The organism is Falsiroseomonas frigidaquae (assembly GCF_012163145.1).
GTDB classification, from domain to species: domain Bacteria; phylum Pseudomonadota; class Alphaproteobacteria; order Acetobacterales; family Acetobacteraceae; genus Falsiroseomonas; species Falsiroseomonas frigidaquae.
In genome coordinates this window covers 493,804-511,899 of the sequence record NZ_JAAVTX010000002.1, presented here as the reverse complement: position 1 = coordinate 511,899, position 18,096 = coordinate 493,804, and the positions used below count along the sequence as shown (strand labels likewise).

Below are 18,096 nucleotides of genomic sequence, written 5' to 3'. Positions count from 1 at the left end.
CTTAGCCTTTGCTGGGAGGGTGGTTCACCGCTACGGCGATTCCGCCTTCGCGGATCACGCTCTAGCCGCGCAGCCAAGCGGTGAACCGCCGGCTCAGCGGGTCCAGGTGGCGCAGCCAGAATTGCTCGTCCAGCCGCAGCGCCGCCGCGACATGGGCGGGCGCGGTCGGCAGTTGCGCCAGCAGCGGCGCCGGCAGCAGCGCATGGGCGCCGGCCGCGGTGACGCCATAGGGGATCAGCCGCGGCAGCCGGGCCTGCACATCCGCCTGCCCGGCGAAGCGCAGCAGGTCCAGCGCGCGTTCCTTGTTGGGGCTGCCGCGCATGATGACCCAGCTGCCCAGCCCGGCCAGGTTCTGCCGCCAGACGATGCCGAAATCCCGCCCGTCCCGCAGATTGGCCGCGCTGATCCGGCCGTTATAGGCGCAGGCCAGCGCCACCTCGCCATTCGCCAGCCACAGCGGCGGCTGCGAGCCGCGGTCCCACCAGGCGATCTCGGCGCGGATGCTGTCCAGCTTGCGGAAGGCGCGGTCCTGGCCGCGCGGGGTGGCGAGCAGGTCATAGACCTGCGCCACCGGCACGCCATCGGCCATCAGGGCGATCTCCAGCGTGGTCTTCGGGCCGCGCCGCAGCGCCCGGCGGCCGGGGAAGCGCGCCAGGTCGAAGATGTCCGCCCAGCCCGATGGCGCCGCTGTCTGGCGCGCGCGGTCCCAGGCCAGGATGAAGGCATACTGCACCGCGCCGACGCCGCAGGGGTGCACCGCCTCCGGCAGGTAGGCGTCCCGCCCCCCGATGGCGTCCCAGTCCATCGGCTCGAACAGCTCCTCGCGGCAGCCGATCAGCAGGTGGTCGCCTTCCACCTGAACCAGGTCCCAGTTGGTGCCGCCGGCGCGCATGCGGGCGCGCAGCACGTCGATGCCGCCGTCCCAGTTCTCCTCCAGCATGCGGGCGCCGCGCGCGGTCATCCAGGGGCGGAAATAGACGTCCCGCTGCGCGTCCTGGTAGGCGCCGCCCCAGGACACCACCGTCAGGTCGCGCGGACCCTGGGCGTGCAAAGGGGCCGATCCGGCAGCCGCGGCCAGGGGCGAAAGGCCTATTGCCGCCAGCCAATCCCGCCGCCCGCGCATCGCTCGTCCCCATCCCGCCCGGCGCCATTTAGACCTGCCCCGGAGCACGAAGGAAGTATCATACCGCATTGCGGCGAAGACAGGACGGCCGGTTGGAACCATACTGGATTCCCGGCGTTCGTCAGACACCACGATCCCGAAAGGAAAACGATCATGTCCCAGATGGGCAACGACATGAAGAACATCCGCGACGACGCCACGGCCGCCGGCGGCCGCCTGGCCGATGACGCGCGCGCCGAGCTTGCCCGCCTGCGGAGCCAGGTCGAGCGGCTGATGGAAGAGCGCGTGACCCCGGCGCTCGGCCATGCCGCGGAGACGGTGGAGGACTACACCCGCCGCGCCCGCCACAGCATCGAGGACAACGCGACCGCGCTGTCCGACACCGTGCGCGCCCAGCCGCTGCTGTTCGTCGCCGCCGCCGCCTTCGGCGGCTATGTGGTCGGCCGGCTGATGGGCAACCGCACCTACGTCTACCCGGACCGCAAGTAAGCGGCGGGCGGCATCATGCGCCTGCTGAGCCTGGCTCGCGCCGCCTGGCAGGCGGAAGGGCTGTACCTGCGCCGCAGTGGCCGGGGCTACGCCATCCAGGCGGGCCTCGCTGCCGCGGCGGCGATCTTCGCGGTGCTGATGCTGGTGATGCTGCACATCGCGGCCTTCGCAGCCCTGGTGCCTGGGATGGGGCCGGTCTGGTCGGCGCTGATCGTCGCCTCCGCGGATCTGGTGCTGGCGGCGATCCTGGCCCTGGTGGCCCGCAAGCCGCCGCGGGACGTGGTGGCGGAGGAAGCCCTGGCGCTGCGCCAGGCGGCGCTGCGCCAGATGGGCGATACCGCCACGCAGGCGATGATCCTGGCGCCGCTGCTGCGGAGCCAGACATTGAAGAAGGGTGCCATCGGCGCGGCGCTGACCGCGGCGGTGGTGGGCTTCATGAACCGCCGCTGAGCAACCGCGACACGAGTGCTTGGCAAGCGGGGTAATGCGTTGCCATGCTGCGGAATCCACGGATCGGGGACCGCACCATGCGCCGCACCTTGCTTGCCGCCATCGCCACGATAGGCCTCGGCGTTCCGGCCTATGCCCAGGGTGGCGGGCAGATCACGCTGCAGGCCTATGCCGGCATCTTCCGTGACAACTACACCCAGACGGTGATTGCGCCCTTCACCGCCGCCCGCGGCACCGCCGTGCAGTACCATGATGGCGGCACCAGCGCGGCCATGCTGGGCACTCTGCGCGCGCAACGTGCGGATCCGCAGATCGACGTGGTGATCATGGACGTAACCACCGCCGCCATCGCCTGCGCCGAGGGGCTGGTCGAGAAGATCGACGCCAGCACGCTTCCCGTGATCGGCGATGTCGACCAGCAGGGCCGCGAGGCCGGTGGCGAATGTGGCCCGGCCGTCACCTACGACCATCTGGTGATGGTCTATGACAGCCGCGCGGTGACGCCGGCACCGACCAGCCTCGCCGCGATGTGGGCGCCGGAACATCGCGGGCGGGTCGCGCTGTCCGCGCCGCCGAACATCCAGGGCCTGGCGCTGACCGCCATCCTCGCGCATGCCGAGAGCGGCAATTGGCGCAACATCGGCGCCGCCATGCCGAAGCTGCGCGAACTGGCACCCGCGGTGCAGACCTTCGACCCGAATCCGGATGGCTACACGCTGATCCTGAACAACCAGGTGCGCTTCGCCACCGGCTGGAACGCCCGCGCGCAGCTGTACAGCGACCAGTCGCAGGGCCGCATCGGCGTGACGCTGCCGCAGGAAGGCACGGTGTTCCAGATCAACACCATCAACCTGGTGGCCAATTCCAAGAACCGCGCCCAGGCGCTGGCCTTCATGGCGCATGCCCTTTCGCCGGAAGCCCAGGCCGCCTTCACCGAGCGGATGTTCTACGGCCCGACCAATTCCCGCGCCCAGGTTTCCGCCGCCGCGCTCGGCCGCACCGCGCTGGCGCCGGAAAACCGCAGCCGCGTGATCGGGCTGAACTGGTCCGAGATGGTGCGCCTGCGCGACAGCTGGAACCAGCGCTGGCGGCGCGAGGTGATCGCAGCCAGCAGCCGGTGACGCATCTTCGGCTGGAGCGCCTGACACGGCGCTTTCCCGGTACCGCCGCGCCGGCGGTGGACGGTATCTCGCTCGACCTGCCGCAGGGCGCCCTGCTCGCTTTGCTCGGCCCCTCCGGCTGCGGCAAGACCACGACGCTGCGGATGATCGCGGGGTTGGAGGTGCCGGATGAGGGGCGCATCCAGGTGGCGGGGCGCGACGTGACCTCGCTGCCGCCGCACCGGCGCAACATGGGCGTGGTGTTCCAATCCTACGCGCTGTTCCCGCATCTCTCGGCGGCCGGCAACGTGGCCTTCGGGCTGGAGATGCGCGGCGTCGCACGGGCCGACCGGGCGAAGCGCGTGGCGGATGCGCTGGCGCTGGTCGGCCTGGAAGGCTTCGCCGCCCGCAAGCCACGCCAGCTTTCCGGCGGCCAGCAGCAGCGCGTGGCGCTGGCCCGCGCGCTGGCGCCGCAGCCGGACCTGCTGCTGCTGGACGAACCGCTCTCGGCGCTGGACGCCAAGCTGCGGGAGGAGGTGCGGGACGAAATCCGCGCCGTGCAGCAACGCCTCGGCACCACCACCGTCTTCGTCACGCATGACCAGACGGAGGCGCTGGCGATGGCCGACCTGGTCGCCGTGATGCACCAGGGCCGCATCGAACAACTGGCGACGCCGGAGGAGGTGTTCGAGCGACCGGCCACCCGCTTCGTCGCCACCTTCGTCGGCCGCGCCGCCATTCTGGCGGCGGAGGTGGTGAGCCCGGGCCTGCTGCGGGCCGGGGAGGCCACGCTGCAGGCGGCGGAAACCCCGCCATCCGGCCGCGCCGAGATATTCATCCGGCCGCATCATCTGCGGCCGCTGGCGGATGGCGTGGAGGCGGCCAATGCGCTGCCGGCGCGCGTCACCCGCCGCACCTATACGGGCGACATCATCACGCTGGAATGCGACAGCCCGGCCGGAAGGCTACTGGCGGAAGTGCCCGGAGGCACACAGGCGGCGCTGCTGCGCCCCGGCGATGCGCTGCGGCTCGGTGTCGAGCCGGGCGACCTGCGGGTGTTCCCGGCGTGATCGGGCTTCTGCTGTGCCTGCCCGCGGCGCTGATCCTGGCGGCGGGCTTCGTCTGGCCGGTGCTGCTGCTGGGCCGCATCAGCTTCAACCGCACCACTGATATGGGCGCCATGGAGGAAGCCTGGACGCTGGAGACCTATGCGAAGATCGTCACCGACGACTTCACCTGGGACCTGGCGTGGAACACCATCACGCTGTCGGCCGGGGCGGCCGCGGCGGCGGTGGCGCTCGCCCTGCCGGTGACCCTGCTGATCCGCAGCGCGCCGCCGCGCTGGCGGGGCGTGCTGGCGCTGATGGCGGTGGCGCCGCTGCTGGTCTCCGGCACCGCGCGCGTGGTGGGGTGGATGGCGATCCTCGGCGACCAGGGCATGATCAATGCGCTGCTGACGGGGCTTGGCCTCACCAGCCAGCCGCTGCGGCTGATCAACAACCTGACCGGCGTGCGGATCGGCCTGACCGAGAGCCTGATGCCCTATTGCTGCCTGGTGCTGATCGCCGGCCTGTCGCGCCTCGATTCGCGGCTGGAGGAAGCGGCGGCGACGCTCGGCGCCACGCGCAGCCGCACCTTCTTCCGCGTGACGCTGCCCTTGGCCGCGCCGGCGCTGGCTGCGGCCTTCGCACTGGCCTTCGTGCTCGGTGTCTCCGCCTTCATCACGCCGCGTCTGATGGGCGGCGGGCGCGTCTTCGTGGTGGCGACCGAGATCTTCGACCTGGCGCTGGAGACGGTGGATTGGCCGGCCGCCGCCGCGCTGGCGATGCTGCTGCTGGGCACGCTGGTGGTGGCGATGGTGCTGCGCGGCGTGCTGGCCGGGCGGGAGGCGCCACGATGAGGCCGGGCTGGCTCTTTCCCGAGCTGCCGCGTGCCGCGTTCCGCGCCCTTCCGAGGTTCGCATGAGGCCGGGCTGGTTCCTGCGCCTGGCCGCGATCTGCGGCTATGCGCTGCTGCTGGCGCCGGCGCTGCTGGTGTTCATCATCTCCTTCTCGGCCGGCGATTTCCTGAACTTCCCGCCGCCGGGCTTCTCGCTGCGCTGGTACGCGGCGCTGATCGACAATGGGCAGTTGATGGCGGCGCTGCGGAATTCGGCGCTGCTGGCGGCCGGCGTCGCCTGCATCGCGCTGGCGGCGGGAATGCCGGCGGCCTATGCGATCGCGCGGCTGGAATTTCCCGGCCGAGGCGTGCTGGCGGGCTTCCTGGCGGCGCCGCTGCTGCTGCCGACGCTGGTGCTGGGCCTCGCCTTGTTGCTGGCGATGCAGCCGATGCGGCTGGCGGCGACCTGGCCGGGGCTGATGCTGGCGCATGCCATGGTCGCCGTGCCGTTTGCCGTGCGTATCATGACCACCGCCTTCGGCGGCGTGCCGAAGGATTTGGAGGAAGCCGCCTGGACGCTGGGCGCCACCCGCTTCCGGGCCGCGCTGCGCGTGACCCTGCCGCTGGCCGCGCCCGGCGCCATCGCGGCCGGGGCGCTGTGCTTCCTGGTGTCCTTCGACGAGACCGTGATCAGCCTGTTCCTGGTGGGGCCGCGCCTGTCCACCCTGCCGGTCGAGATGTTCCGCTATGCCGAAAACCGCACCGATCCGCTGGTCGCCGCGCTGGCGATGACGCTGATCGGCGTCGCCCTTGCCGTTGTCCTGCTGGTGGAGCGACTTGTCGGCTTCACCCGCGCCGTTGGAAGGAACTGAACCATGCCCCCGCGCTACGTTGTCGAACCCATGCCCGGCCAGATCAGCGCGGAGGTGGTGGCGCTGCTGGAGCAGACCGAGACCGCGACGGTGGGCCATTGGCGGCACTGGGGCTTCGTGGACCGCAGCATCCAGGGCCTGCTGCGCCGCCGCGTCGCCGGCACCGCGGTGACGGTGCAATGCCCGGGGCCGGATTCCACCATCCTGCACCATGCCTTGGGCCTGTTGCGGCCGGGCGACATTTTGGTGGTGGACCGGTTGGGTGATGATCGCCATGCATGCTGGGGTGGCGGCGTGACCGTGGCGGCCAAGGCGGCCGGGGCCAAGGCGGGCATCGTCGATGGCGCCTGCACCGATGTGGAGGAGGTGGAGGCGTCCGACTTTCCACTGTGGTGTCGCGGCCTCGCCCCCATCACCACGCGCATCTACGACCTCGGCGGGCGGATGAATGTGCCCGTTTCCATCGGCGGCGTGGTGGTGATGCCGGGCGACGCGGTGCTGGCCGATGAATCCGGCGTGCTGATCCTGCCGCCCGGCGAGGCCGAGGAAGAAGCCCGCGCCGCCATCGCCCGCCAGGAACGCGGCCTTGCGACGCAGGGGCGGGTCGCCGGCGGCGTCAAGCTCGGCGATGTCAGCGGCGCGACGGCCAAGGTGCTCGCCGGGCTTGCATGAAGCCGCGGCGCTTGCCATGCAGGCGTGGGCTACGGGCCTGTAGCTCAATGGTTAGAGCGGGCCGCTCATAACGGCTTGGTTGGGGGTTCGAGTCCCTCCGGGCCCATTTCGCCCGCCCGCGAAGCGGCGCGCGGCACTGCCGCGCGAGGGCGAAATCCGCCGGAGGCATGAGGCACCGCGCGCAGCGCGGATCAATATTCCTTTCCGCCCGCGAAGCGGCGCGCGGCACTGCCGCGCGAGGGCGTTGCGGCAGTGCCGCAACCCGCCGGAGTCATGAGGCACTGCGCGCAGCGCGGATCTGTCTTGGTTGCGCGTCCTCGGCCCGGCCATAGGCAGCGACAGTGGCAGCCATAGAAGACAATGCGTAGTCAAAACGAATTCTGCGATGCATGCTCTTCCTGTCGCCCAGCAGGGCGTTGCAGGAGGCAGAAATGACCGACAAGCGAGAATTGAACGACCAGGATCTCAGCCATGTCACCGGGGGAACGGCGGGGCAGAACCTGAGGGGCGGCTCGAACGACGACACGCTCACGGGCGGTGGCGGTGACGACTTCATCGATGCCGGCAATGCCCAGGACCGGCTGGACGGGCAGGGCGGCAACGACGTGATCCTGGCCGGTGACGGCGATGACCGGGCGCGCGGTGGCGCCGGCCACGACGTGGTCTATGGCGGCTCGGGCCAGGACAGGCTGTTCGGCAATGCCGGGTCGGATGAGTTGAACGGCGATGGCGGCGACGACACGCTGGTGGGCGGCACCGGCGCGGACATCATCTCCGGCGGCCAGGGCGGCGACCTGGTGCTGTGGCGGCCGGGTGACGGCAACGACATTATCGATGGCGGCCGGGACAACGACACGCTGCGCCTGGAACTGACGCCCGCGGAACTCGACCGCTTCTTCGGCGTGGCCTTCCCCGATGGCGGCCCATCCACCGACATGCTGGACGCGGTTCTGGGCCGTGCCTTCGAGGCCGATCCTGGCAGTGCCACGCCACAGGTCTCGAACGGCTATATCGACCTGCGGGGCTTTTCCGGCACGATCACGATCGGCGGTGAGACGCTGCGGATCGCCAATATGGAGCGGCTGCAGATCGCCCCGCTGCCGGCGACCGACGATCCGATGCGCTCCGAAGCCAGCTGATCGGCGCGCGGCGGTTGGCATAGGGGGTGGCGGCGCGGTAGAACCCGCCGCCTAATCCTCTGCGCCGGAATTCGAGCACATGCCCGCCTGGCAATACGTCTACGTCATGAAAGACCTCACCAAGTCCTATCCGGGCGGGCGAGAGGTCTTCAAGGGCATCACCCTGTCCTTCCTGCCCGATGTGAAGATCGGCGTGCTCGGCCCGAACGGCGCCGGCAAATCCACGCTGATGAAGATCATGGCCGGCCAGGACAAGGAATTCGGCGGCGAGGCCTGGGCCGCAGAGGGCGCCAAGGTCGGCTACCTGCCGCAGGAGCCGCATCTGGATGAGACCAAGACGGTTGGCGAGAACGTCATGGAGGCGTTCGCCGACCTGACCGGCCAGCTCCGCCGCTTCAACGAGATCTCCGACAAATTCGCCGAGGAGATGACGGAGGAGCAGATGAACGACCTGCTCGCCGAGCAGGCCGAGCTGCAGGAGAAGATCGAGGCCGCGGAGGGCTGGGAGCTCGACCGCCGCATCGAGATCGCGCTGGACGCGCTGCGCTGCCCGCCCTTCGACAGCCCGGTGGCGCACTTGTCCGGCGGTGAGCGCCGCCGCGTGGCGCTGTGCAAGCTGCTGCTGGAGAAGCCGGACCTGCTGCTGCTGGACGAGCCGACCAACCACCTGGACGCGGAATCCGTGGCCTGGCTGGAGCAGACGCTGAAGGACTACAAGGGCGCCGTCCTGGTCGTCACCCACGACCGCTACTTCCTGGACAACGTCACCAACTGGATCCTGGAGGTCGATCGCGGCCGGGGCTTCCCCTACCAGGGCAACTACTCGGCCTATCTCGACCAGAAGCGCAAGCGCCTGCAGCAGGAGGAGCGCGAGGAGAGCGCCCGGCAGCGGCAGCTCGCCAAGGAACAGGAATGGATGGGCCGCAGCCCGGCGGCGCGCCAGGCCAAGTCCAAGGCGCGTATCGCCTCCTATGAGGAGATGCTGGCCAAGAGCCAGGAGAAGACCAGCGGCGAGGCCGAGATCGTCATTCCCCCGGCGCCCCGCCTGGGCAATACGGTCATCGTCGCCGACCATCTCCGCAAGGGCTATGGCAACCGCCTGCTGATCGACGATCTGAGCTTCAAGCTGCCGCCGGGCGGCATCGTCGGCATCATCGGACCGAACGGCGCCGGCAAATCCACGCTGTTCAAGATGATCACCGGCGTCGATACGCCCGATGGCGGCAGCCTGATCGTCGGCGAGACGGTGAAGCTCGGCTATGTCGACCAGTCGCGCGACAGCCTGGATGACACGCGCACCGTCTGGCAGGAGATCTCCGACGGGCTGGACCAGATCACCATCGGCAAGCGGACGATCCCGTCCCGCGCCTATGTCGCCGCCTTCAACTTCAAGGGGGCGGACCAGCAGAAGCGCGTCGGCGTGCTCTCGGGCGGTGAGCGCAACCGGGTGCATCTGGCAAAGATGCTGAAGCGGGAGCACAACGTGCTGCTGCTGGACGAGCCGACCAACGACCTCGACATCGACACGCTGCGGGCCCTGGAAGACGCGCTGGAGGAATTCGCCGGCTGCGCCGTGGTCATCAGCCACGACCGCTGGTTCCTCGACCGCCTGGCGACGCATATCCTGAGCTTCGAGGGCGACAGCCACGTGGAGTGGTTCGAGGGTAACTTCGAAGCCTACGAAGCGGACAAGCGACGTCGACTCGGCGCCGCGGCGGACCAGCCGCACCGCATCAAGTACCGGCCGCTGGCCCGATAAGTGGCAGGGTAGGGGATTGGTTCAACCCCGCCTGGCGGAAGGCAACGGCATCACCACGCCACGCCTTTCGCTGCGCCCCGTCGCGCCGGAAAACCTGCCGGACCTCATCGCCCTGAAGGGCGACGAGGCCGCTTTCGGCCTCATGCTCCACGGCACCCGCACCCCCGAGCGGGCGCGGGAGGAGCTGGAGGACGACATGGAATTCTGGCTGGTGCGCGGCTACGGCACCTGGGCGGTTTTTCTCCGCGAAACCGGGGAATTCCTGGGCATCACCGGGCTGATGGAGCGGCCGGATGGCCGCGGCGTTGCGCTGCGCTACGCGTTGTGGCCGGCATGCCGCGGCAAGGGCTTCGCGCGGGAGGCGGCGCGCGCCGCGCTGGCCTTCGGCTTCCGGCGCGGCCTTTCGCGCATCATCGCGGTGGCGTGGGAGGGCAATACCGCCTCCCGCCAGGTGCTGGCCGATATCGGCATGCGGGACTGCGACAGCTTCACCCATCGCGGCCGCCACATGCTGGTCTTCGAGGCGCTGCGGGACGCGAGCTAAGGCGCCGCCGCGAGGAAGCCGCGGATCCGCTCCGCCAACGGCGCCATGCCGAGCACGCCGTTGAGGTGGCCGAGCGGGCCGGTCACCTCCACCAGATCCGCCGGGCGGCCGACGCGTTGCAGGGTCGCCAGCAATTCCCGGTTGGCGTCGAACAGGAACACCCTGTCGCTGGGCGAGGCCACCACCAGCCAGCGCGCCTGGCTGCGCGCAAGGGCGGCCTCCGTGCTCGGGTATTCGTTCAGGAAAAGCTGGTTGGCGCGGGTCAGGTACAGGAAGTGGTTGGCATCCGACAGGCGCGCGCGGGCCATCGCCGCCGCGTCGATGGCGCGCTCGGCCTCGAAGCGGTCTGCCAGGCGCCGGGCGGGGTCCTGGCCCTCCGGAATGGCGCGGCCGAAGCGGGCCAGGCTGGCGCGGTCCTGGGCGTGGACGGTGACGATCTTCAGCGCGGCCGCCAGACCTTCCAGCGGCGGCTCCCGCCCCGGTGCGTAGTAGTCGCCGCCCTGCCAATTCGGGTCCAGGCGGATCGGCTGTTCCCAGATATCGAGCCAGTTCAGCATCCAGGGGTCGATTTCCCCGGCGCCGATCACCGGCATGACGCGGTCGATCATCTCCGGATAGGCGGCGGCCCATTCGATGGCCTGCAGCGCGCCCATGGACGGGCCGGTGACCATCGCCAGGCGCTTCACACCCAGGCTGTCCAGCAGCTTCTTCTGCACCTCGATGAAGTCCCGCATGGAAACCACGGGGAAATCCGTGCCCCAGGGGCGGCCGGTCGCGGAGTTGATGGTCACAGGGCCGGTGGTGACGGTGCGGCCGTCCCGCACATTCAGGTTCACCAGCGTGTCGGAGGAGACGACGAAGTAGCGGTTGGTGTCGATGGCGCGGCCCGGGCCGATGATGGCGTCCCAGTAGCCGGGCGGCTGGTCCGCCGCGTAGCGGCCGAAGGCGTGGCTGTTGCCGGAGAAGAAATGCGCCACCAGCACCGCGTTGTCGCCCGCCGCATTCAGCGTGCCGGCCGTCTGGTAGCCGATGCGGAGCGTGGGCAGGGTGGTGCCGTTGCGAAGGGTGTGGCCGGTGGCCTCGAAGCTTCGCTTCTCGACGATCCCGGTTTCGGATTGGGCCGAGGCGGCGCCTGCCAGCCCGGCCGCCATCAGGGCGGCCAGCAGCCATCGACGGTACATGTCCCGGAGTCCCTTCCCGTTTGCTTGCGGCAAGCCTGCGGCGGCGGCCGGGTCGGGCGCAAGCGCCTTTCGGGTCCCCCGAACCGCCCCTTGTAGGCCCCCCGTCGCCTCCCGCCGCCCGGCGCGCTAGGGTGGGGGATCAGAACGCAAGCCAAGGTCCTCCCCGACATGAACCTCGCCAAGATACCGACCGGCAAGGCCCCGCCGCACGACGTCAACGTGGTGGTGGAAATTCCCCAGGGCAGCCAGGTGAAGTACGAGCTGGACAAGGAAAGCGGCGCGGTGGTGGTGGACCGCTTCCTGTTCACCCCCATGGCCTACCCGGCCGCCTATGGCTTCATCCCCGGCACGCTCGCCGATGATGGCGACCCGGCCGATGTGCTGGTGCTGACCCCCGCCCCGGTGGTGCCGGGCTGCGTCATCCGCGCCCGGCCGATCGGCGTGCTGCACATGGAGGATGAGGCCGGCTCGGATGAGAAGCTGGTCTGCGTGCCGCATGACAAGGTCCACCCGATGTTCTCCGGCATCACCAGCGCGGAGGAACTGCCCGAGATCACCCGCCGCTCGATCGAGCACTTCTTCGCCACCTACAAGGATCTCGAATCCGACAAATGGGTGAAGGTGCGCGGCTGGGGATCGGCCAGCGAGGCGGCGGACATCATCCTGTCCTCGATGGCCGCCTATGAGGCGGAGGCAGCGAAGGGCGCGGCCGAGTAACGAACGCCCCGTTTTTTTCTCGGCTGCACTTGACGGGCGGCGTGGACAGCGCATCCGCCGCCCGGCAAGCTTCCACCGGCCCGCGGCGCGGACCGGCCCCACGCGGCTCCCCCCGCACCCGGACCGGCCCGAACAACGGACCGGGGGACCAAGAAAAAGGGGGAGATCGTCGCTTTGATGACGCTCGCATTGTTGCTGATCATCGCACTGGGCGCGCTATCCATCGCCTATGGCGTAATCACGGCGAAGGAGGTGCTGGCCCGTGATGCCGGCACCGACCGGATGCAGGAAATCGCCAAGGCCATCCAGGAAGGCGCCAACGCCTATCTGAAGCGCCAATACATCACCATCTCCATCGTCGGAATCGTGCTGTTCTTCGTCATCCTGGCGGCCTTCGGCTTCGGCGGGCATGCCTTCGCGGTGGCGATCGGCTTCCTGATCGGCGCGATCCTGTCGGGGGCCGCCGGCTTCATCGGCATGAACGTCTCGGTGCGCGCCAATGTCCGCACCGCCCAGGCGGCGACGCAGTCGCTGGCCCAGGGGCTCGACGTCGCCTTCAAGTCGGGCGCCATCACCGGCATGCTGGTGGCGGGCCTCGCCCTGCTCGGCGTCGCCACCTACTTCATGATCCTGGTGCCGATCGGCGGGCTGGCGGCCAACAGTCGGCTGGTGATCGATGCGCTGGTGGCGCTGGGCTTCGGCGCCTCCCTCATCTCCATTTTTGCGCGACTTGGCGGCGGCATCTTCACCAAGGGCGCGGATGTCGGCGGCGACATGGTGGGGAAGGTCGAGGCCGGCATCCCCGAGGATGACCCCCGCAACCCGGCCACCATCGCGGACAATGTGGGCGACAATGTCGGCGACTGCGCCGGCATGGCGGCGGACCTGTTCGAGACCTATGCCGTGACCATGGTGGCGACGATGGTGCTGGCCGCCATCTCCTTCACCGCGGAAGCGCGCATCGCGGGCATGCTGTTCCCGCTGGCGATCGGCGCGGTCTGCGTGGTGACCTCCATCGCCGGCACCTATTTCGTGAAGCTGCCGGCTTCCAACAACATCATGCACGCCATGTACCGGGGCTTCATCGTCACCGGCGCGCTGTCGCTCGCCGTGCTGCTGCCGCTTTGCTACCTGGTGTTCGGGACCGGCACGATCACCGCCGGCGGCCATACCTTCGGCGCCCTGGCGCTGTTCCTGTGCGGCGCGGTGGGCCTGGCGGTGACGGCGGCCATCGTGGTGGTGACGGAATACTACACCGGCACGCAGTTCCGCCCGGTGCGCTCCATCGCCGAAGCGTCGCAGACCGGGCACGGCACCAATGTGATCCGCGGCCTGGCCGTCTCCATGGAAAGCACGGCGCTGCCGGCGCTGATCATCATCGCGGGCGTGCTTTCGTCCTATGGACTTGCGGGCCTGTATGGCATCGCGATCGCCACGACGACGATGCTGGCGCTGGCGGGCATGGTTGTGGCGCTGGATGCCTTCGGCCCGGTGACGGACAATGCCGGCGGCATCGCGGAAATGGCCGGGCTGCCGAGCGAGGTGCGGGTTTCCACGGATGCACTGGATGCCGTGGGCAACACCACCAAGGCGGTGACCAAGGGCTATGCCATCGGCTCCGCCGGCCTCGGCGCGCTGGTGCTGTTCGCGGCCTATACGCAGGACCTGAACCACTTCATCGCCAACCCGGACATCTACCCGTACTTCGCCGGGATCGGCGTGATGACCTTCAGCCTGTCCGATCCCTACGTCGTGGTCGGCCTGCTGTTCGGCGGGTTGTTGCCCTATCTGTTCGGCGGCATGTCGATGACGGCGGTGGGCCGTGCGGCGACCGCGGTGGTGGAGGAAGTGCGCCGCCAGTTCCGCGAGCATCCGGGCATCATGACCGGCGCGGAAAAGCCGGATTACGGCCGGGCGGTGGACATGCTGACCAAGGCGGCGATCAAGGAGATGATCATCCCGTCCCTGCTGCCGGTGCTGTCGCCGATCGTGGTGTTCTTCGTGATCCTGATGATCGGCGGCAAGGCGGCGGCCTTCTCCTCGCTCGGTGCCATGCTGCTCGGCGTCATCGTCACCGGCTTCTTCGTCGCGGTCTCCATGACCACCGGCGGCGGCGCCTGGGACAACGCCAAGAAGTACATCGAGGAAGGCCATTACGGCGGCAAGGGCAGCGAGGCCCACAAGGCCGCGGTGACTGGCGACACGGTGGGCGATCCCTACAAGGACACCTCCGGCCCGGCGGTGAACCCGATGATCAAGATCACCAACATCGTGGCGCTGCTGCTGCTGGCGATCCTGGCGCATAGCTGAGTTGGGCTTCGCCCTCCCCCGCGCTTGCGGGGGAGGTTACCGGTCTCTCCCTCTCCCGCACTTGCGGGGGAGGGTCGGGGTGGGGGTTTCCCGACATGCGCGACCCCCACCTCCGTGACATCGCCCGCCGCCTGCGCCGCGACGCGACGGCCGAGGAACGCCGTCTCTGGCAGGCTCTGCGTCAGGACGCGCTCGGCGCCGCTTTCCGCCGCCAGCACCCCATCCCGCCGCATGTCGCCGACTTTGCCTGCCTGGAGGCCCGACTGGTCGTCGAGGTGGATGGCGGCCAGCACGGCGATGCACGGGATGCCGCGCGCGATAAGGCGATGGCCGCTGCGGGGTGGCGGGTGCTGCGCTACTGGAACAACGAGGTGCGCGAGAACCTGGGCGGGGTGGTGGCGGATATCGCGCGGGTGTTGGGGGACAGGTCGGAGTGGGGGTCTCTAACTCGCTGAAGCCTCAGCGCCCCCTGAACACCGGCTTCCGCTTCTCCACGAAGGCCCGCGTCGCCTCCCGGAAATCCTCGGTGTAGGGGAAGCTCTTGCTCGCCTCGTACTGCTCCGCGCTGATCGGCAGCGCGCCGCGCAACTCCTGCAGCGCCCGCTTGTGGAAGCGGTTGGCCAGTGGCGCGCCCTGGGCGATGCGGTGGGCCATGGACAGCGCCTCCTCCTGCACCGCCGCATCCTCCACCAGGCGGGACAGCAGGCCCTTCTCGTAGGCCTCGGCGCCGGTGAAGACGCGGCCCTCAACCAGCATCTCCATCGCCACGCCGTAGCCGACCGACTGCAACAGCGGGTCCAGCTCCTCATAGGCATAGAAGATGTTCAGGTTGCGCGCCGGGATGCCGATGCGCGTGGCGGGGCCGCCGACGCGGAAATCCGCCATCGTCGCCAGCCCGGCCCCGCCGCCCATGGTCCAGCCGCGGCAGGCGGCGACCACCGGGTGGCGGCACAGGCGGAGCGACTGGAAGCTGCGGCCGATCTCGGCGGCATAGACCGCCTCCCGTTCCGGCGTGCCGCGCTCGGTCGCGAAGGCGGCGATGTCGGCGCCGGCGCAGAAGGCGTCCTCGCCGGCGCCGCGCAGCACCAGGCAGCGCAGATCGTCATCGGCCGAGCAGGCCTCCACCGCCTCGGCCAGGCCGATCCACATCGGCAGGTCCATGGCGTTGCGCTTGGCCGGCCGGTCGATGGTGAGGATGACGATGGCGCCATCGCGCGCGAGCTTGATCAGGGGGTGCGACATGGGCGCGACCGTAACGCCGCGCTGCGCGCTCGGCCAGATGGCCGCGGAGAATGGCGGCCAGATGGCTGCACGCAACCCGCGCCCCGCCCATCCGTTCTGACCGCGACCGACCACAGGAGCCATCCATGACCCAGACACGCACCGACCAGGCCGCCCGCGACAAGGTTTGGGAGCTGATCCGCGACATCGAGGTGGCGACCATGGTCACCCTCGACCAGCAGGGCCACATGCGCGGTCGCCCGATGCGCGCGGTGGAGATGAAGGAATTCGACGGCACGCTGTGGTTCTTCACCGCAGGCGCCTCTCCCAAGGCCGACGAGATCCGCCAGGATGAGCGGGTGCTGCTGGCCTATGCCGAGCCGTCCGACCAGAACTACGTCTCGATCTCCGGCACCGCGCAGATCATCCGCGACGTGGCGAAGCAGAAGGCGATGTGGTCCGAGCCGCTGCGCACCTGGTTCCCGAACGGCCCGGAAGACCCCAACGCCGCGCTGCTGAAGGTGGAGGTCGAGGGCGCCGAATATTGGGACGCCCCGTCCTCCACCCTGCTGCACGCCTATGGCTATGTGAAATCGGCCATCACCGGCGAGCCGCCGAAGGCCGGCGAGAACGACAAGGTGGCCTTCAAGCGCCCGGCATAAGCCTTCTCAGGGCCGGGTGATTCACGCTTCCGGCCATTCGGCCTTCAGCGATCACCCGGCACACCGGAAAGCTCGGCCACCAGCGCCCCGACCGAGGCGCTGTCCAGCCCGCCGCGGCCGGAGGTGCACAGCGCCTCCAGCATCTGCGCCGTCAGCGCCGTGGCGGGGGCGAAGACCGCGTGGTCGCGCATCGCCGTTGCCGACAGGCGCAGATCCTTCCGCATCAGTTCCGCCCGGAAGCCCGGCGCGAAATTGCCGGCCAGCATGCGCGCCGCGTGGTTCTCCATGACGAAGCTGGCGGCGCTGCCGCCGCGCAGTGCCTGGCGCATCTTCTCCCCATCCAGCCCGGCCTTGGCGCCCAGCGCCAGCGCCTCCGCCACCGCCAGCATGGTCGTCGCAACGATCAGCTGGTTGGCCGACTTGCACACCTGCCCGGCCCCGGCCGGGCCAAGATGCGTCAGCGTCTTGCCCATGGCCCGGAAACAGGGCTCGGCGCGGGCGAAGGCGTTGGCGTCGCCGCCGACCATGCAGGTCAGCGTGCCGTCCAGCGCGCCCTTCGGCCCGCCGGAGACCGGGCTGTCCAGCAGGATCGCGCCCGTCTCCGCCGCCAGCCGGGCCGCGAAGCCCGCGGCGGCGGCGGCGGAGATGGTGGAGAAATCCACCACCACGGTTCCCGGTGCCACACCCTTCGCCACGCCATCCTTCCCGAACAGTACAGCCTCCACATCCGGCGTGTCCGGCAGGCAGAGCGCGACGAAGGCGGCGCCACGCGCGGCCTCTGCCGGCGTCTCGGCCCAGCGTGCGCCGCTCGCCTCCAGCGCCGCCGCCTTGCCGCGGCTGCGGTTGGACACAGCCAGCGCATAGCCGGCCTTGGCGAGATTGGCGGCCATGGCGGCCCCCATCACGCCCAAGCCTACGAAGGCAACGGGGGCGGGCGGCTGGATCGTGTCGGTCATGCTGTTTCCCTGGTCAGGCGCGGCGCATCGCCGCGCGGATGTTGTCCAGCAGCGTGTCCATGTCGCGCTGGAAATCGGCGCCGTTGGCATAGCCATCGGCCTCGCCGGTGGTTTCCATGAAGCGCTGCCAGCCGGGCGAGGACATGCCCTGGCGGAAGCGGTCATGCAGATAGCCCACCATCTCCGGCGGCATCCCGGCCGGGCCGACCCAGCCCTTCATATTGTCCGCCACCAGCTCGATCCCCAGCTCCCGCAGCGTCGGCACCTGCGGATAGGCGGGCATGCGCCGGGCGCTGGCGCAGGCCAGCGGCAGGATGTCGCCGGAGGCGGCGAGGCCCCGCAACTCGTCCGAGGCCTGCACCACCAGGTCCACCTGGCCCGCCAGAAGTGCCTGCTGCTGCGGTCCGCCGCCGGTATAGGGCACGTGCAGCAGCTCCGTCCCCGTCGCCCGGCCGAGCATGATGAAGATGGAATGCGACAGCGTGCCGACGCCGGAGGAGCCATGCGTCACCGCCTCCGGCCGCGCCTTCGCCGCCTCGATCACCTGCTGCATGCTGGTGAAGCGGCCGCCCTTGCCGCGGGCGCAGATGAAATGCGCATTTCGCGTCAAGCGAATGACGGAGGTGAAGGACCGCTTCGGGTCATAGGGCAGGTCCCGATGCGCGGGCAGGGAGGTGCTCTCGGACCCGCCCGCGATCAGCAGCGTGTGGCCATCCGGCGCCGCCCGGCTGACGAATTCGGCGGCGATGGCGCCACCGGCACCGGGCCGGTTCACCACCACCAGCGGCTGCGGGAACAGCGGGGCCGCGGCCTCCGCGATGGTGCGGGCGATGATGTCGGAGCCGCCACCGGGGGCGAAGCCGACGATGAGCTGGATCGGCCGGGTCGGCTGCCAGCCTGGCTGCGCCCGCGCCGGGGCGATGAAGGGCAGGGCAAGCGGGGCGGCCAGCAGGGTGCGGCGGGTCACTGACATGGAGACTCTCCCGGTTCCGGCCGTCTGCGCGGCCTGCCGGGCAGCATGCC

The 18,096-nt window shown here is 69.9% G+C and carries 19 protein-coding genes and 1 tRNA gene; 15 read left to right on the top strand and 5 right to left on the bottom strand.

Translation table 11 applies throughout. The features are described 5' to 3' along the window. Window positions 1-61: 61 nt before the first annotated feature. Window positions 62-1,051, bottom strand: coding sequence for an extracellular solute-binding protein (locus tag HB662_RS06895; protein ID WP_245185480.1), 990 nt, complete (start codon window positions 1,049-1,051; stop codon window positions 62-64). Between the two features lie 225 nt (window positions 1,052-1,276). On the opposite strand from HB662_RS06895, the gene HB662_RS06890 reads away from it, so the two are divergent. From HB662_RS06890 to HB662_RS06840, 11 genes are all read left to right on the top strand, one after another. Further along, window positions 1,277-1,612 (top strand): hypothetical protein, encoded by a 336-nt coding sequence (locus tag HB662_RS06890; RefSeq protein WP_168048544.1) that lies wholly within the window; start codon window positions 1,277-1,279, stop codon window positions 1,610-1,612. A gap of 15 nt (window positions 1,613-1,627) precedes the next feature. Then, complete coding sequence (locus tag HB662_RS06885) at window positions 1,628-2,062, top strand: phage holin family protein (protein ID WP_168048542.1); 435 nt, start codon at window positions 1,628-1,630, stop codon at window positions 2,060-2,062. A 77-nt stretch (window positions 2,063-2,139) separates the two neighbouring features. Then, complete coding sequence (locus tag HB662_RS06880) at window positions 2,140-3,183, top strand: ABC transporter substrate-binding protein (protein ID WP_168048540.1); 1,044 nt, start codon at window positions 2,140-2,142, stop codon at window positions 3,181-3,183. Continuing rightward, window positions 3,180-4,232 (top strand): ATP-binding cassette domain-containing protein, encoded by a 1,053-nt coding sequence (locus HB662_RS06875; protein ID WP_168048538.1) that lies wholly within the window; start codon window positions 3,180-3,182, stop codon window positions 4,230-4,232. Before HB662_RS06880 ends, HB662_RS06875 begins: the two co-directional genes overlap by 4 nt. After that, window positions 4,229-5,062 (top strand): ABC transporter permease subunit, encoded by an 834-nt coding sequence (locus HB662_RS06870; RefSeq protein WP_168048536.1) that lies wholly within the window; start codon window positions 4,229-4,231, stop codon window positions 5,060-5,062. Before HB662_RS06875 ends, HB662_RS06870 begins: the two co-directional genes overlap by 4 nt. A gap of 61 nt (window positions 5,063-5,123) precedes the next feature. Then, the gene (locus HB662_RS06865; protein ID WP_168048534.1) at window positions 5,124-5,912 is read left to right on the top strand and encodes an ABC transporter permease; all 789 of its coding nucleotides are present in this window, start codon (window positions 5,124-5,126) and stop codon (window positions 5,910-5,912) included. A 3-nt stretch (window positions 5,913-5,915) separates the two neighbouring features. Then, the gene (locus HB662_RS06860; RefSeq protein WP_168048532.1) at window positions 5,916-6,584 is read left to right on the top strand and encodes an RraA family protein; all 669 of its coding nucleotides are present in this window, start codon (window positions 5,916-5,918) and stop codon (window positions 6,582-6,584) included. Window positions 6,585-6,617: 33 nt separating this feature from the next. After that, window positions 6,618-6,690, top strand: a tRNA-Ile gene (locus HB662_RS06855). 325 nt (window positions 6,691-7,015) lie between these two features. Further along, window positions 7,016-7,723, top strand: coding sequence for a calcium-binding protein (locus HB662_RS06850; RefSeq protein WP_168048530.1), 708 nt, complete (start codon window positions 7,016-7,018; stop codon window positions 7,721-7,723). A gap of 79 nt (window positions 7,724-7,802) precedes the next feature. Beyond that, window positions 7,803-9,482: an energy-dependent translational throttle protein EttA gene (gene ettA, locus HB662_RS06845; protein ID WP_168048528.1), complete on the top strand. Its 1,680-nt coding sequence runs from the start codon at window positions 7,803-7,805 to the stop codon at window positions 9,480-9,482. A 16-nt stretch (window positions 9,483-9,498) separates the two neighbouring features. Then, window positions 9,499-10,026: a GNAT family N-acetyltransferase gene (locus tag HB662_RS06840; protein ID WP_168048526.1), complete on the top strand. Its 528-nt coding sequence runs from the start codon at window positions 9,499-9,501 to the stop codon at window positions 10,024-10,026. Here HB662_RS06840 and HB662_RS06835 read toward each other — a convergent pair. Continuing rightward, on the bottom strand, window positions 10,023-11,207 hold the full coding sequence (locus HB662_RS06835) for an E22 family MetX-like putative esterase (protein ID WP_168048524.1): 1,185 nt from the start codon (window positions 11,205-11,207) through the stop codon (window positions 10,023-10,025). The genes HB662_RS06840 and HB662_RS06835 overlap by 4 nt on opposite strands. 168 nt (window positions 11,208-11,375) lie before the next feature. Here HB662_RS06835 and ppa point away from each other — a divergent pair, with 168 nt between their 5' ends. From ppa to HB662_RS06820, 3 genes are all read left to right on the top strand, one after another. Beyond that, a complete protein-coding gene (gene ppa / locus HB662_RS06830; RefSeq protein ID WP_168048522.1) occupies window positions 11,376-11,924 on the top strand; it encodes an inorganic diphosphatase in 549 nt (182 codons plus the stop codon). 177 nt (window positions 11,925-12,101) lie between these two features. Beyond that, the gene (locus HB662_RS06825; RefSeq protein ID WP_168048520.1) at window positions 12,102-14,234 is read left to right on the top strand and encodes a sodium-translocating pyrophosphatase; all 2,133 of its coding nucleotides are present in this window, start codon (window positions 12,102-12,104) and stop codon (window positions 14,232-14,234) included. A gap of 95 nt (window positions 14,235-14,329) precedes the next feature. Continuing rightward, window positions 14,330-14,689 (top strand): endonuclease domain-containing protein, encoded by a 360-nt coding sequence (locus tag HB662_RS06820; RefSeq protein ID WP_168048518.1) that lies wholly within the window; start codon window positions 14,330-14,332, stop codon window positions 14,687-14,689. A 4-nt stretch (window positions 14,690-14,693) separates the two neighbouring features. Here HB662_RS06820 and HB662_RS06815 read toward each other — a convergent pair whose 3' ends face one another. After that, entirely contained in the window at window positions 14,694-15,476 is a 783-nt protein-coding gene (locus HB662_RS06815) for an enoyl-CoA hydratase/isomerase family protein (RefSeq protein ID WP_168048516.1), read from the bottom strand. Window positions 15,477-15,601: 125 nt separating this feature from the next. Here HB662_RS06815 and HB662_RS06810 point away from each other — a divergent pair, with 125 nt between their 5' ends. Next, window positions 15,602-16,117, top strand: coding sequence for a pyridoxamine 5'-phosphate oxidase family protein (locus tag HB662_RS06810; protein ID WP_168048514.1), 516 nt, complete (start codon window positions 15,602-15,604; stop codon window positions 16,115-16,117). Between the two features lie 44 nt (window positions 16,118-16,161). Here HB662_RS06810 and HB662_RS06805 read toward each other — a convergent pair whose 3' ends face one another. Further along, window positions 16,162-17,073: an NAD(P)-dependent oxidoreductase gene (locus tag HB662_RS06805; protein WP_168048512.1), complete on the bottom strand. Its 912-nt coding sequence runs from the start codon at window positions 17,071-17,073 to the stop codon at window positions 16,162-16,164. Window positions 17,074-17,086: 13 nt separating this feature from the next. Further along, complete coding sequence (locus tag HB662_RS06800) at window positions 17,087-18,046, bottom strand: Bug family tripartite tricarboxylate transporter substrate binding protein (RefSeq protein ID WP_168048510.1); 960 nt, start codon at window positions 18,044-18,046, stop codon at window positions 17,087-17,089. Between the last annotated feature and the right edge of the window lie 50 nt (window positions 18,047-18,096).